This window comes from Streptomyces sp. NPDC058620 (genome assembly GCF_042717135.1).
Taxonomy (GTDB): Bacteria; Actinomycetota; Actinomycetes; order Streptomycetales; family Streptomycetaceae; genus Streptomyces.
The window spans coordinates 18,967-33,632 of record NZ_JBHXQO010000032.1 but is presented as its reverse complement, the minus strand read 5'-3'; the positions used below and the strand labels follow the sequence as shown (position 1 = coordinate 33,632).

Sequence of the window (14,666 nt, the reverse complement as noted above, 5' to 3'; positions counted from 1 at the left end):
AGAGCTCACCGATGTCCGTACGCGAACTGATCGTCCTCGGCACCGCCAGCCAGGTTCCCACCCGGCACCGTAACCACAACGGCTACCTGCTGCGGTGGGACGGCGAGGGCATCCTCTTCGACCCCGGCGAGGGCACCCAGCGCCAGATGCTGCGGGCCGGGGTCGCCGCGCACGACATCAACCGGATCTGCGTCACGCACTTCCACGGGGACCACTCGCTGGGACTGGCCGGGGTGATCCAGCGCATCAACCTCGACCAGGTCCCGCACCCCGTCACCGCGCACTACCCGGCGAGCGGACAGCACTTCTTCGACCGGCTGCGGTACGCGACCGCCTACCGCGAGACCGTGCGGCTGACCGAGGCGCCCGTCGCCGCCGACGGGCCCCTCGCCACCACGGACGCGTACACCCTGGACAGCCACCGGCTCTCCCACCCCGTCGAGTCCTACGGCTACCGGCTGACCGAGCCCGACGGGCGGCGCATGCTCCCCGCGAAACTCGCCGAGCACGGCATCAGGGGGCCGGACGTCGGCCGCGTCCAGCGCGAGGGCTCCCTCGGCGGAGTCCCGCTCGACGCCGTCTCCGAGCGCAGACGGGGGCAGCGGTTCGCGTTCGTCATGGACACCAGACTGTGCGACGGCGTGTACGTGCTCGCCGAGGGCTGCGACCTGCTCGTCATCGAGTCGACCTTCCTCGACGAGGACGAGCGGCTCGCCACCGACCACGGCCACCTGACCGCCGGGCAGGCCGCCCGGGTGGCGGCGGAAGCGGGCGTACGGCACCTCGTGCTGACCCACTTCTCGCAGCGGTACGACGACCCGGGCCTCTTCGAGGCCCAGGCCAGAGCCGCCGGGTTCACGGGCGAACTGACCGTCGCCCGGGACCTGATGCGGGTCCCCGTGCCCACCAGGCACCTCTGAATCACATCAGCACCACCATTCGTGAGTGAGACAACGTGCACCTCCCCAAGGCAGAACTCCACCTCCACATCGAAGGCACCCTCGAACCCGAGCTGGCCTTCGCCCTCGCCGGGCGCAACGGGGTGACGCTGCCCTTCGCCGACACCGAAGAGCTGCGCACCGCCTACCTCTTCGACGATCTCCAGACCTTCCTCGACCTCTACTACGCGCTGATGGCCGTGCTGCGCACCGAGGAGGACTTCGAGGACCTCGCGAACGCCTACCTCACCCGCGCCGCGGCCCAGGGCGTCCGGCACGCGGAGATCTTCTTCGACCCGCAGGCGCACACCGCCCGCGGCGTCCCGATCGGCACCGTCGTCGAGGGACTCGGCAGGGCGCTGGACCGCAGCGAGGAGACGCACGGCATCTCCACCCAGCTGATCATGTGCTTCCTGCGCGACCAGTCGGCCGAGTCGGCGCTGGAGACCCTGGAGGCCGCGAAGCCGTATCTGCACCGGATCAGCGCCGTCGGCCTCGACTCCGCCGAGGTCGGCCACCCGCCGGCGAAGTTCCGCGAGGTGTACGAGGCGGCCGGCGCCCTCGGACTGCGCAAGGTCGCCCACGCCGGCGAGGAGGGCCCGCCCGCGTACATCCGGGAGGCCCTGGACATCCTCGGTGTCGAGCGCATCGATCACGGGCTGCGCTGCATGGAGGACCCGGACCTGGTGAAGCGGCTGGTCGCGGACCGCATTCCGCTCACGCTCTGCCCACTGTCCAACGTACGGCTGCGCGCCATCGACATCCTGGAGGAGCACCCCCTGCGGGCCATGATGGACGCCGGGCTGCTCTGCACGGTGAACTCCGACGACCCGGCCTACTTCGGCGGATACGTCGGAGACACCTTCCACGCCGTCCACGAGGCGCTCGGCCTGGACGACGAACACCTGCGCACACTGGCCCGCAACTCCTTCGAGGCGGCCTTCCTCGACCACGACGAGGAGCGCAGGGCGCGTTACCTCTCCGAGGTCGAGGCGTACGCGTTCGACTGACCGGGCCCGCCCGCCGGACCGGCCGTCCGGAACGCGTTCCTGCCGAGGCGCCTGCGGCGCAGCGCGGGAACCTTGAGTTCCGTGACGGCCTGCTCCGGTGAGCCCAGCTTGGGTACGGCGCCCGGGAGGGAACCGGTGGTGGCGGCGAGCAGGGCGGCCGGCGCGCCACCCCGGCGGCGGACCGAGCCGGGCACCAGCGGACGGCCACCGGTGTGCAGGGCGACCGCGGTCACGGGCGCCGCCACCAGGAGCGTGACGGCCCCCAGGATCAGCCCCATCACGGAGTAGCCGGCCGCCTCGGACAGCACGCTGCCCAGCACCGGGCCGCAGGCCACCCCGACGGACGAGGCGGAGCCCGCCAGGACCGCCCAGCGGCCCCGTACGTCGAGCGACGCGGCCAGGCCGATCAGATACGAGAGGACCACCGGGTAGAAGGCGTTCCACACGATCTCCCCGGTCGCGAACGAACCGAGGCTCCCGGCCGAGGAACTGAGCACGATGCTCCCGGCGATGATCATCGTGCCGAAGCCGATCGGCACGGCCCGGCCGAGCCGTGCCCCGAGCAGTCCGGCTCCCATCACGCCGAGCAGCCCCGCCCCCAGCGCGGCGGCGAACACCGCGCCGATGGTGACCTCGGAGAGTCCGACCTGCACGACACCGATCCGGCTGCTCACGCCCCACAGCGCGTTCTGCGCCATCGACCAGACGAGCATGCCGCCCGCCAGCACCAGACCGGAGCGGCGGTGCGGAAGCCGCCCGGAAGCCGGGACGGCGGACTCCGCGGGTACGGGGCCACCGAGGCGCGAGGTGGCGGGCCAGACGAGCAGTGCGACGAGCGCGATCGAAGCGAACGGCAGCCGGTGGCCGCCGCCGAGGTGCGGGATCGTCAGATAGAGGGCGCCCGCGGTCGCGGACACGCTGAGCAGCCCCAGGGACGAGGTCCGGTGCGGATCGCCCTGCGCGGCGATGCCCGAGGCGGCCACCGCGGTCGCCGTACCGGAGCCGAGGCCGCCGATGACCGCGCCCAGGACCACCAGGGGGACGGACCCGGCCGACGCGGCGCAGCCGTACCCCACGAAGGCCAGCAGCAGTCCGATGCGCGCCGGTCTCTGTGCCCCGTACCGCTCGACGCGGCCCGCCAGCGTGAAGCCGGCGGAGGCGGAGCTCAGCAGGAGGGCGCTGCCGACCAGGCCGGCCTGGGCCGGACCGAGGCCCAGAGAGGTGCTGAGCCGGCCGACGATGGTGGGGAGCAGATAGGCGGCGAGGTAACCGGCGGTGAACACGGCAACCAAGGGCCACGCGGCGCGCGGGCGCGGGGACATGGGCGTTCCTGAAGACATGCCAGAAGAGGCAGAAGAAGGCAGGGGAGGGTACGGCGAGGAGAAAAGGGGGGAGTCGGGGCACTCGTCAGTAACTGTCCCCAACGGTGCTCGCGGGCCAATTTGTATCAAGCGCGCAGACCCGGCCGAAAGTCACCGAGCTGTGATCTGGATCACATATGCGTTTGCTGGCGTGGCAGAGGGGTAACAGCGCATGTTTGCGCAGGTCAGGGCGAGTGAGCGCGGCGCGCGCTACCCGGATGCGGAGGCGGATCGGGCAGACTGGCCGGGTCTCGCACTGTTCAGATCTCGTACGGGGAGCGCACGGTGAGCACAGGCAGCACAGGCATCGATCCGCTCGTGGGACTGCGGGTCCCGCAGGACCCGGCATGCGACGTCTTCCTGACAGGCACGGTCTTCCTCGACATCATCTTCACCGGCCTGGACAGCGCACCCGTGCGCGGTACGGAGTCCTGGGCGCGCGGCATGGGATCGAGCCCCGGCGGCGTCGCCAACATGGCCACCGCACTCGCCCGGCTCGGCCTGCGCACCTCGATGGCCGCGGCCTTCGGCGACGACCACTACGGGGAGTACTGCCGGGACGCCCTCGAACAGGGCGAGGGTGTCGATCTGTCGATGTCGTACACCGTGCCCGGCTGGCACTCGCCCGTCACCGTCTCCATGGCGTACGAGGGCGAACGGACCATGGTCTCGCACGGTCACGAGGCCCCCGCTCCCGCGACGGACGCCGTCCCCGGCCGGACGTTCCCGCACTGCCCGCCGCGTGCCCGCGCCGCCGTCGCCTCCCTCGTCCCCGGCCGCAGCGAACCCTGGGTGGCCACCGCGGCACGCAACGGCGCCCTGATCTTCGCCGACGTCGGCTGGGACGAGACCGGCCGCTGGGACCTGGACGCCCTGCCCGACCTCGCACACTGCGCGGCCTTCCTCCCCAACGCCGAGGAGGCGATGCGCTACACCCGGACCGACTGCCCGCGCGCGGCGGCCCACGCCCTGGCCGAGCGGGTGCCTCTCGCCGTGGTCACCCTCGGCGCGGAGGGCGCCTACGCGGTCGACGGGACGACCGGCACCACCGCCGAGGTGCCCGCCATCGAGGTGGAGGCCCTCGACCCGACCGGGGCGGGCGACGTCTTCGTCGCCGGTTTCGTCACCAGCACGCTGGCCGGCTGGCCGCTCGCCGACCGCCTGGCCTTCGCCGGGCTCACCGCCGCGCTGTCCGTGCAGGAGTTCGGCGGCTCGCTGTCCGCCCCCGGCTGGTCGGAGATCGCCGCCTGGTGGCAGCAGGTGCGCACCCATGCCGACCAGGACCCGGCCGCCCTGGAGCGGTACGCCTTCCTGGAGGAGCTGCTGCCGACCGCGAGCCGCTCCTGGCCGCTGCGCCGTGCCGTACCGACGATCGGCTTCCGCCAGTAGCGCGGACTGCGAAAATCCCTCGGTGTTGTCAGTGCCAAGTCGTAGGCTTGGTGATCCAGAGGTTGTCGAGCAGCGAGAACCCTGCAACGGGAGGTATGTGCAGGCCCGAGGGCCGGCCCATGACTCAGACACCCACACAGCCGCAGGCGCGTGCCCAGATCAGGATTCCGGCCGCTCACCCCATGGTGATGCTCCTGGGATCGGGTGACTCGCTGCTGCGCGTGATCGAAACGGCGTTCCCGGCAGCCGACATCCACGTCCGGGGCAACGAAATCAGCGCTGTCGGGGATGCGGCGGAAGTCGCCCTGATCCAGCGACTGTTCGACGAGATGATGCTGGTGCTCCGCACCGGTCTGCCGATGACGGAGGACGCAGTGGAACGCTCGATCGCCATGCTCAGGGCGAGCGAGAACGGCGACGGGGATGGTTCCGAGACCCCCGCTGACGTACTCACCCAGAACATCCTTTCCAGCCGTGGCCGCACCATCCGCCCCAAGACCCTCAACCAGAAGCGGTACGTCGACGCGATCGACAAGCACACGATCGTCTTCGGTATCGGCCCCGCGGGCACCGGCAAGACCTATCTCGCCATGGCGAAGGCGGTCCAGGCGCTCCAGTCCAAGCAGGTCAGCCGGATCATCCTGACGCGGCCCGCCGTCGAGGCGGGAGAGCGGCTCGGCTTCCTGCCCGGCACGCTCTTCGACAAGATCGACCCGTATCTGCGCCCGCTCTACGACGCACTCCACGACATGCTCGACCCCGACTCGATCCCGCGGCTGATGGCGGCGGGCACGATCGAGGTGGCGCCCCTGGCGTACATGAGGGGCAGAACGCTCAACGACGCCTTCATCATTCTCGACGAGGCGCAGAACACCAGCGCCGAGCAGATGAAGATGTTCCTGACCCGGCTCGGCTTCGACTCGAAGATCGTCGTCACCGGTGACGTCACCCAGGTCGACCTGCCGACCGGCACGAAGAGCGGCCTGCGGCAGGTCCAGGACATCCTGGAGGGCATCCAGGACGTCCACTTTTCCCGGCTCACCTCCCAGGATGTCGTCCGGCACAAGCTGGTCGGCCGTATCGTCGACGCGTACGAGAAGTACGACAACCGAGAAAGCCCCAACGGGAAGTAGTCACAGCGCACCATGTCGATCGATGTCAACAACGAGTCCGGAACCGAGGTCGACGAGCAGGCGATCCTCGACATCGCCCGCTACGCACTGGCACGGATGCGTATCCACGCGCTCTCCGAGCTCTCGGTGATCGTGGTGGACAGCGCCGCCATGGAGCAGCTCCACATCCAGTGGATGGACCTTCCCGGCCCTACGGATGTCATGTCCTTCCCGATGGACGAGCTGCGTCCGCCGGTCAAGGACGACGAGGAGCCCCCGCAGGGGCTCCTCGGTGACATCGTGCTCTGCCCGGAGGTCGCGAAGCGGCAGGGCGAGGAGGCCGAGACCGGGCACTCCATGGACGAGGAGCTCCAGCTCCTCACCGTCCACGGTGTGCTGCACCTCCTCGGCTACGACCACGAGGAGCCGGACGAGAAGGCCGAGATGTTCGGCCTCCAGGCGGCGATCGTCGACGGCTGGCGCGGTGAGCGCGGGCTGACCGGTCCCTCCCCGGCCCCCACCGTCTCGTGAGCGTGCCCCTCATCTCCGGCGCCGTCCTGCTGGTGGTCGTCGGCTGGCTCGCGGCCTGCGCCGAGGCGGGCATCGCCCGCACGTCGAGCTTCCGGGCCGCCGAGGCGGTCCGGGCCGGACGGCGCGGCAGCGCCAAGCTGGAACAGGTCGCGGCCGACCCGACCCGCTACCTCAACGTCGCCCTGCTGGTGCGGGTGGCCTGCGAGATGTCGGCCGGGGTGCTCGTCACGTACGCCTGCCTGAAGGAATTCCCGGAGACCTGGGAGGCGCTGGCCGTGGCGATGGGCGTCATGGTCCTCGTCTCGTACGTCGCCATCGGGGTCTCCCCCCGCACCATCGGACGCCAGCACCCGCTGAACACGGCGACGGCGGCGGCGTACGTCCTGCTGCCGCTGGCCAGGATCATGGGCCCGATCCCGCAGCTGCTGATCCTCCTCGGCAACGCGCTGACGCCCGGCAAGGGCTTCCGCAAGGGCCCGTTCGCCAGTGAGGCCGAGCTGCGCGCGATGGTCGACCTCGCCGAGCAGGAGTCGCTCATCGAGGACGACGAGCGCCGCATGGTGCACTCGGTGTTCGAGCTCGGCGACACGCTCGTACGCGAGGTGATGGTGCCGCGCACGGACCTCGTCTGCATCGAGCGCTACAAGACGATCCGCCAGGCGCTGACGCTGGCGCTGCGCTCGGGTTTCTCGCGCATCCCGGTCACCGGGGAGAACGAGGACGACATCGTCGGCGTCGTGTACCTCAAGGACCTGGTCCGCAAGACGCACATCAACCGCGAGTCGGAGGCCGATCCGGTCTCCACGGCGATGCGGCCCGCCGCGTTCGTACCGGACACGAAGAACGCCGGTGACCTGCTGCGCGAGATGCAGCAGGACCGCAGCCACGTCGCGGTCGTCATCGACGAGTACGGCGGCACGGCGGGCATCGTCACCATCGAGGACATCCTCGAGGAGATCGTCGGCGAGATCACCGACGAGTACGACCGTGAGCTGCCGCCGGTCCAGGAGCTGGAGAACGGCAGTTTCCGGGTCACGGCCAGGCTCGACATCGGCGACCTCGGGGAGTTGTTCGGCCTCGACGAGTACGACGACGAGGACGTGGAGACGGTCGGAGGTCTGCTCGCCAAGGCGCTCGGCCGGGTCCCGATCGCGGGTGCCTCGTCGGTGGTGGACCTTCCCGACGGGCGCAGGCTCCGGCTGACCGCCGAGTCCCCGGCGGGCCGCCGGAACAAGATCGTCACGGTGCTGGCGGAGCCGGCGGGGGCCGAGGCCGCGTGACCCCGCAGGAGCTGAGGGCGTTCTGTCTGGAGTTCAACGCGAGCGTGGAGGAGTTCCCGTTCGGGCCGGAGGCGTCGGTCTTCAAGGTGCTCGGGAAGATGTTCGCGCTCAGCGTGCTGGACGCGCGTCCGCTGACGGTGAATCTGAAGTGCGACCCGGACGAGGCGATCCGGCTCCGTGAGGAGCACGCCGCGATCGTTCCCGGCTGGCACATGAACAAGCGCCACTGGAACACCGTGACGGTCGCGGGCCTCCCCGACGCGATGGTCCGCGAGCTGATCGAGGACTCCTACGACCTGGTGGTTGCGGGTCTGCCGAAGGCGGAACGGCTCCGCCTCGACCGCCCCTGACCGGCCGTCCCGCGGTCATGGCCCTGGCCTATGCTCGGGCCATGACCGAGAGCACCGACCCCCAGAGCACCGGGCCCGCCGCCGAGGACCGCAAGCTCATCACGCTGGCCCGCTCCACACGGGCGCGCAACGGAGTGCCCGAGGGCGCCGCCGTCCGTGACGAGACAGGGCGTACGTACGTCGCCGGCACCGTCGACCTCGGCTCGCTGAAGCTCAGCGCCCTGCAGACCGCGGTCGCGATGGCCGTGGCGAGCGGAGCGAAGTCCCTTGAGGCCGCGGCCGTGGTCACCGAGGCCGAAAGCGCTGCGGACGCGGACCGTGCGGCGGTGCGCGACCTGGGCGGCCCGCAGACCCCGGTCCTGCTGGCGGGCCCCGACGGCGCACTGCGGCTCACCACCCCGGCCGGCTGATTCCCGCTCCGTCGCCCGTGCGAGCTCCGCCGAGGAGCCCGCACGGGCGGCCGGACAGGAGTGAAACCTCCCCAAGTCCCTGAAGAATCAGGCGACTTCCCCTTGCAATCGCTGCCCCGCTGCGCATCAATGAACAGCAGTTCATCCGACGGACCGTCAGATACACCGACGGCCGGGTACGGGGCGCGAGCCGCAGCCCCGTGCCGCCTTCGGCCGTCCAGCCCTCCGTGCGGCGCGCCCCCCGCCCGCGGACGGTCCGCGCACACCCTCCACGCAGCCCTGCAGCGCCGTGCCCGCATGCCGTACGACCGGACCGCGGGCCCGGTGGGACCCCACTGCGCGGACCCGTGCGCCCTCGTGCGGCAGACGACAACTCCCTGACAAGGGAAGGGGATCCGAATGAGACGCAGCAGACTCGGTATCGGTGCGGCACTGGCCGCGGGCGCCCTCGCCGTGAGCGGACTGGCCCTCGCGCCGGCCGCGACGGCGGTGACGCCCACGGACGCCAGGGCGGACTACGACTGCGGGAGCTTCGGCGGTGGCGACGCCAGCCTCCGTGCCGTGCAGTCGGGCAGCAGCATCACCATCACCGTCAGCACCTCGGTCGTCACCCCTCTGCCCATCGGGGCGGGCGCCGCGACCACCACGCTCAAGCTGACCCGTAACGGCGGCCCGGCAACGGCCACCTTCGCGGGCAGCAGCAACCCGTCCATCCCGGCGTTCAGTGCGTTCCGCAGCGGGCCGCTGACCAGCGCCACCGCTTTCGCTCCCGGTAACACCCTCGACTCGTACTTCGCGGGTACCGCGCTCACGCTCAAGATCTTCGGTACGACGGTCGCCTGCGAAGCGGTCACCTCGCAGGCTCCGGGGCCGTTCGTCGTCAACTGACCGGAAGCCGGGTCGCACAACGGCCGCTGCCGCCGCACCAATCGGCGGCAGCGGCCCACCGGCGTTCCTGTCATCCGGTGAGTGCTGATCCTGCCGCAGTCGTGCGGAAGTTGACAGTATCTGATGGACCATCAGATGGGACATTTCGTGTCCCTTGACTTCTTCTTCCGGCCGGTCGTCAATGGCCGCCCGTAGGCGCAGAAGTACCGCAGAACGCTGCGCCCACACCCTCAGGAGGGGGCACGAACCATGGCAACTCTGGGACCGCCGAGCCGAAGATCCGCCGGGCGAAGGCACCGTTGGGCAGCAGTGGTGGGAGTGGCCGCGCTCGCGGTCACCGGGGGTGGAGTGCTGGCGCCCGCCGCCGGAGCGACGGCCGGGGCGTCGGTGGCGGTGGACTTCGCCACCCGCTGCGTGCCGCCGCCCATCGCGGGCATCCCGCCGATCGAGGGCACGACCACCGCGCAGATCACCGTCGACAACACGGCCCCAGCGGTGGGCGACACGGTCACGGTGACCTACAAGGTCGTCAGGCCCGCGGCCAGCAACCCCGTGGACCTGCCCCTGCCCGCCGACATCATGACCCCCACCGGGAAGCTCACCCTGGCCGGGGCGCAGACCGGCTCCGTCACCGTGACCGGGCCCAGGAAGAACGCACCCGTGCCCGGCCTGGGCGCGTTCCCGCCCTTCGAGATGACCGGCACCTTCGTGGTCACGGCGCCGGGCGAGATCAGGCTGTCGCCCGGCGACTACAACATCCACACCAGCTACCTCATGGAGCTGGACACCCCCTGCACCGTGAAGAGCCCGCCCGCCCCCGTCTCCGAGACGATCACCGCGACGGGCGGCGGCGGCCCGGTCAACGAACGCGCCATCACGCTGGGCACGGCCGCCGGAAAGCCCGGCGACCGGGTGACCGTCACCGGGACCGGGTTCACCCCGGACACCGAGGTGACCGTCGCCGGATGGAACGGCTCCGCGCCGACCGCCGACAAGATCACGTCCAAGGCGGCCGCCGGTGGCGGCTTCACCTTCCGGCCCAGGATCACCGATCCGGCGACCGTCGGCATCGTCGCGTTCGAGGGCGCGAGCTGGGACCCGGCGAAGGGCGCGGGACCTGCCGCGTACACCCTCGTCGGCGATGTGCCCCCGCTCAGCCAGCGGATCGACTCCCTGGTGAAGGGCGGCAGCCTGTCCATGACCCAGGCCGGCGACACCGTCCAGCTGACGGCCGTCGACTTCGGCGCGGGCGGCGCCTCGACCGGAGCCCTGAACACGGTGACGGTCAAGGACTTCCGCGGAGGGCCCGCGGGCTGGTCCCTGACCGGCAGAGTCACCGACTTCACAGGTCCCGGCGGGGCGGCGATCGACGCCGGGGAGCTGAGCTGGACCCCGGCCTGCGCGACCAGGGAAGGCAGCCCCAGCACCTGTGCGGCCGGCTCCGAGGGCACGGTCGGCAGCGCGGGCGCGACCCTGGCGTCCACGCCGAACGCCGGGTTCACCGGTGGTGAGTTCACCGTCGACGCTGGCCTCTCCCTGGACGTACCCGAGTTCACGCCCCCCGGCGCCTACTCCGGTGTCCTGACCCTCACCCTCACCTGACACCCACGGCAGGCCGGACGCGCACCCGTCCGGCCCGCCCCGAACCCGGGGGTTCCGCACCGTGCGCAGACTGTCCGCACTGCTCCTGGCCGCGATCGCGCTCCTGTACGCAGCCCCGGACACCGCCCGGGCCGCCGACAACGGGGAATGGTCCGTCGAGCCCGCGTCCTCCGGGACCGGCCGCCCGTACTTCTACCTCTCCACCGGCCCCGGCACCACGCTCACCGACCGGGTCACCGTGACCAACAGGACCGCCCGTCCCATGACCTTCCTGCTCTACGCCGCCGACGCGTACAACACGGCACGGGACGGCGGCTTCGCCGTACGGACCCGCGACGAGCCCCGGCGCGGAGTCGGCGCCTGGGCGAAGCCGGCCCGGGACCGGGTCAGGGTCCCCGCACGCGCCTCGGTGACCGTCCCGTACACCCTCACCGTCCCCGAGACCGCCGAGCCCGGCGACCACCCGGGCGCGATCGTGGCCCTCGACGAGCGCATCGGCGCCGGCGGACAGGGCGCGGTCGCCGTCGGCGTACAGCGGGCGGTCGGCGCCCGGGTCTATCTGCGGGTGAACGGGCCGGCCATGCCCGCCCTCACCGTCGACGACCTGTCGGTCGAGCACACCCGGCCGCTGGTCCCCGGCACCGGGACGAGCCGGGCCGTCATCTCGTACACCCTCCACAACCGCGGCAACGTCACGCTGAACCCCAAGGTCGCCCTGAAGGCCGAGGGCCTCTTCGGCCGGACGCTCCTCGCCCGCGACCTGAAGAAGATCCCCTCCGAACTGCTGCCCCGCCAGAAGGTCCGGCTCACCGAACCCTGGGCCGGCGCACCCCAGCTGGAATGGGGCCGGATCGAGCTCACCGCGGACGCCCGGGACACCCGGGAGACCGCGACGGTCTCGTACGTCGCGCTGCCCTGGCCGTTCGCGGCGGTCCTGCTGGTGATCTTCGGAACGGGTACGGGCCTGTGGATACGGGCACGTCGGCGCCGTCCGCACGCCTCCTGAGGCGTCCGCGACAAGGTCCGCGGCGGCACGTTGTACGCCGCAGCCGCCGCGATCGGGGAGAATGGGCGCCATGAGCGCTCGTACCCTTGAGAACAACGCCCCCCACCGGGCCGGCTTCGCCTGCTTCGTGGGCCGCCCCAACGCGGGCAAGTCCACCCTCACGAACGCTCTGGTCGGTCAGAAGGTGGCGATCACCTCGAACCGCCCCCAGACCACCCGGCACACGGTGCGCGGCATCGTGCACCGCGAGGACGCGCAGCTGATCCTGGTCGACACCCCCGGCCTCCACAAGCCGCGCACGCTGCTCGGAGAGCGGCTGAACGACGTCGTGCGGACCACCTGGGCCGAGGTCGACGTCATCGGCTTCTGCCTGCCCGCCGACCAGAAGCTGGGCCCCGGCGACAAGTTCATCATCAAGGAACTCGCGGGCATCAAGAAGACGCCGAAGATCGCGATCATCACCAAGACCGACCTGGTCGACTCCAAGACGCTCGCCGAGCAGCTGCTGGCCGTCTCCCGCCTCGGCGAGGAGCTCGGCTTCGAGTGGGCCGAGATCATCCCGGTCTCCGCGGTCAAGGGCGACCAGGTGGAGCTGCTGGCCGACCTGATCGCGCCGCTGCTCCCGGAGAGCCCTCCGCTCTACCCGGAGGGCGACCTCACCGACGAGCCCGAGATGGTCATGGTCGCGGAACTGATCCGTGAGGCCGCGCTGGAAGGCGTACGGGACGAGCTGCCGCACTCGATCGCGGTGGTCGTCGAGGAGATGCTGCCGCGCGAGGACCGGCCGGCGGACAAGCCGCTGCTGGACATCCACGCGAACGTCTACATCGAGCGGCCCAGCCAGAAGGGCATCATCATCGGCCCGCAGGGCAAGCGGCTGAAGGAAGTCGGCACGAAGTCGCGCAAGCACATCGAGGCGCTGCTCGGCACGCCGGTCTACCTCGACCTGCACGTCAAGGTCGCCAAGGACTGGCAGCGCGACCCGAAGCAGCTGCGCAAGCTGGGGTTCTAGCCCGGCCGGGACCGCCAACCCGCCGATCTCACGCGCCCTCCTTGAGGACTCGTGAGATCAGCGTGCGCTGGGCCTCGGTCAGTTCGGGGTCCGCGCAGTGGACGGTCCGGTCGCCGACCGTGATCCGGTAACTGAAGCCGTCCGGGACTCCGGTCGCCGGCCTGCTCCGGCCGGTACCGAGTGCGGATGCGGCCAGGGCCTCCCACTCAGGCGCGTCGGGCAGGCCCGAGGTGTCCACCTCACGGTGGCGTGCAATGCCGGCGAATCCGCCGGTCCGGCTCACCTGAATCCGCATGGGTCCCCTGCCTGGGTTGTGGTGGTGCGCGACGTGTGACCGTGCCGTGTCCTCAAACGCCGGACGGGCTCGAATGATGCCCTCAACCGCCGGACGGGCTCAAGGATGTCCTCAAGCGCCGGACGGGCTTGAGGTGGCCGGGGTGGGCTGGAGAGGTGCCGTCAGGCGCCGGCTGGTTTTCAAGTGGTTGGGACGCCTACCTCCGACCACGCCTTGACGACCGCCTCCGACTCGTCTCCCGCGCCGAACCGGGTCTTCGCCGCTGCCAAGGTCAGCCGGGCGAAGGCCGCGAAGTCCGCGTCCGATGCCAGCTCGCCGCCGGTCAGTACGTCGAACCAGATCCGGCCCGCCTTCTCCCACGCGTTGCCGCCGAGCGCGGTGGCCAGCAGGTAGAACGCGCGGTTGGGGATGCCCGAGTTGAGGTGGACCCCGCCGTTGTCCTCCTCCGTCTCGATGTAGTCGTCCATCGTCGCGGGCTGCGGGTCCTTGCCGAGTACGTCGTCGTCGTACGCCGTGCCCGGAGCCTTCATCGAGCGCAGGGCGACCCCGCTGGCCCGGGGCGCGAGCAGTCCCGCGCCGATCAGCCAGTCGGCCTCCCGTGCGCTCTGGCCCAGCGAGTACTGCTTCACCAGCGCGCCGAAGACGTCCGAGACGGACTCGTTGAGCGCGCCCGGCTGGCCCTCGTACACCAGGTTGGCCGTGTACTGCGTCAGCCCGTGCGCCAACTCGTGGGCGATCACGTCGATGGCGACGGTGAAGTCGAGGAAGATCTCCCCGTCCCCGTCGCCGAACACCATCTGCTCGCCGTCGAAGAACGCGTTGTTGTACTGCTCGTCGTAGTGCACGGAGCCGATGAGCGGCAGCCCGTTCCCGTCGATGGAGCTGCGGCCGAACTCCTTGTGCAACAGCTCGAAGGTGGCGCCGAGCCCCGCGTACGCGCGGTTGACGCTCGCGTCCTGGGTGGGCTCCTCGCCCTCGTCGCGGACCTTGTGGCCCGGCAGATCGGTGCCGTGGCGGCAGTCGTACAGGGTGCGGTGCGGTGTGGTGGGGGGAGTGCCAGCGGCGGTCCGGACGGCGGGGACGCCGGCCAGGGCGGTCAGCCGGCGGCGGGCGCGCTTGGCGCCGTCGGCCTCCAGCGTCCGGCGTGCGGGACCGGCGAGGCGGGGGTCGTCCGACTGCGACAGCTTGTCGAGGATCTGGGGCGGCACGATGGTGCAGAAGACGGGGCTGAGCCCGTTGCTGGGTCGAGGCTGCATGCCAAAAACTGTGGCACTCCGTGACGTCGTTGTCGCCGGTTGCGACGATGATTGACGAAATGGAGTGATGAGTCACTGTTCACCCGTTACCGATGGCCCGGTCCCGCATACTGATACGGCACCGGCGCCCCGGGTGCCTCTCGGGTAGTCTCGCCGCATCATGCGTTTCGGGCTGCTCCTTCTTAGCTGCCGCGGCGAGGGTCTGTAGTCGTAGGCCGACCCCCTC

At 71.0% G+C, this 14,666-nt stretch carries 15 protein-coding genes; 12 read left to right on the top strand and 3 right to left on the bottom strand.

Features of this window, described 5'->3' with window-relative positions:
* Positions 1–11: 11 nt before the first annotated feature.
* Positions 12–920, top strand: a complete 909-nt coding sequence (locus ACFWSK_RS25310) for a ribonuclease Z (RefSeq protein WP_383790391.1) — start codon at positions 12–14, stop codon at positions 918–920.
* Positions 921–955: 35 nt separating this feature from the next.
* Positions 956–1,948, top strand: a complete 993-nt coding sequence (locus ACFWSK_RS25305) for an adenosine deaminase (protein WP_383790388.1) — start codon at positions 956–958, stop codon at positions 1,946–1,948.
* On the opposite strand, the gene ACFWSK_RS25300 is transcribed toward ACFWSK_RS25305, so the two are convergent.
* Complete coding sequence (locus ACFWSK_RS25300) at positions 1,912–3,270, bottom strand: MFS transporter (protein WP_383790385.1); 1,359 nt, start codon at positions 3,268–3,270, stop codon at positions 1,912–1,914. The genes ACFWSK_RS25305 and ACFWSK_RS25300 overlap by 37 nt on opposite strands.
* Positions 3,271–3,594: 324 nt before the next feature.
* On the opposite strand from ACFWSK_RS25300, the gene ACFWSK_RS25295 reads away from it, so the two are divergent.
* From ACFWSK_RS25295 to era, 10 genes are all read left to right on the top strand, one after another.
* Positions 3,595–4,698 carry a carbohydrate kinase family protein gene (locus tag ACFWSK_RS25295; RefSeq protein WP_383790382.1) on the top strand — a complete coding sequence of 368 codons (1,104 nt, stop codon included), beginning with the start codon at positions 3,595–3,597 and terminating at the stop codon, positions 4,696–4,698.
* Between the two features lie 119 nt (positions 4,699–4,817).
* Positions 4,818–5,831 (top strand): PhoH family protein, encoded by a 1,014-nt coding sequence (locus tag ACFWSK_RS25290; protein WP_383790379.1) that lies wholly within the window; start codon positions 4,818–4,820, stop codon positions 5,829–5,831.
* 12 nt (positions 5,832–5,843) lie between these two features.
* Entirely contained in the window at positions 5,844–6,341 is a 498-nt protein-coding gene (gene ybeY, locus ACFWSK_RS25285; RefSeq protein ID WP_383790376.1) for an rRNA maturation RNase YbeY, read from the top strand.
* A complete protein-coding gene (locus ACFWSK_RS25280; protein WP_383790373.1) occupies positions 6,338–7,621 on the top strand; it encodes a hemolysin family protein in 1,284 nt (427 codons plus the stop codon). Before ybeY ends, ACFWSK_RS25280 begins: the two co-directional genes overlap by 4 nt.
* Positions 7,618–7,971 (top strand): MmcQ/YjbR family DNA-binding protein, encoded by a 354-nt coding sequence (locus tag ACFWSK_RS25275; protein WP_383790371.1) that lies wholly within the window; start codon positions 7,618–7,620, stop codon positions 7,969–7,971. The genes ACFWSK_RS25280 and ACFWSK_RS25275 overlap by 4 nt, the downstream gene beginning before the upstream one ends.
* Positions 7,972–8,012: 41 nt before the next feature.
* A complete protein-coding gene (locus tag ACFWSK_RS25270; protein WP_383790368.1) occupies positions 8,013–8,381 on the top strand; it encodes a cytidine deaminase in 369 nt (122 codons plus the stop codon).
* Between the two features lie 399 nt (positions 8,382–8,780).
* Positions 8,781–9,269 carry a hypothetical protein gene (locus ACFWSK_RS25265; RefSeq protein WP_383790365.1) on the top strand — a complete coding sequence of 163 codons (489 nt, stop codon included), beginning with the start codon at positions 8,781–8,783 and terminating at the stop codon, positions 9,267–9,269.
* A gap of 249 nt (positions 9,270–9,518) precedes the next feature.
* Positions 9,519–10,871: a beta-xylosidase gene (locus tag ACFWSK_RS25260; RefSeq protein WP_383790362.1), complete on the top strand. Its 1,353-nt coding sequence runs from the start codon at positions 9,519–9,521 to the stop codon at positions 10,869–10,871.
* A 61-nt stretch (positions 10,872–10,932) separates the two neighbouring features.
* The gene (locus ACFWSK_RS25255) at positions 10,933–11,877 is read left to right on the top strand and encodes a DUF916 domain-containing protein (protein WP_383790360.1); all 945 of its coding nucleotides are present in this window, start codon (positions 10,933–10,935) and stop codon (positions 11,875–11,877) included.
* A 61-nt stretch (positions 11,878–11,938) separates the two neighbouring features.
* Positions 11,939–12,889 (top strand): GTPase Era, encoded by a 951-nt coding sequence (era, locus tag ACFWSK_RS25250; protein ID WP_382734080.1) that lies wholly within the window; start codon positions 11,939–11,941, stop codon positions 12,887–12,889.
* A gap of 28 nt (positions 12,890–12,917) precedes the next feature.
* Here the strand turns inward: era and ACFWSK_RS25245 are convergent, their stop codons facing one another.
* Positions 12,918–13,184 (bottom strand): protealysin inhibitor emfourin, encoded by a 267-nt coding sequence (locus ACFWSK_RS25245; RefSeq protein ID WP_383790356.1) that lies wholly within the window; start codon positions 13,182–13,184, stop codon positions 12,918–12,920.
* Between the two features lie 179 nt (positions 13,185–13,363).
* Positions 13,364–14,440 (bottom strand): M4 family metallopeptidase, encoded by a 1,077-nt coding sequence (locus ACFWSK_RS25240; protein ID WP_383790353.1) that lies wholly within the window; start codon positions 14,438–14,440, stop codon positions 13,364–13,366.
* Between the last annotated feature and the right edge of the window lie 226 nt (positions 14,441–14,666).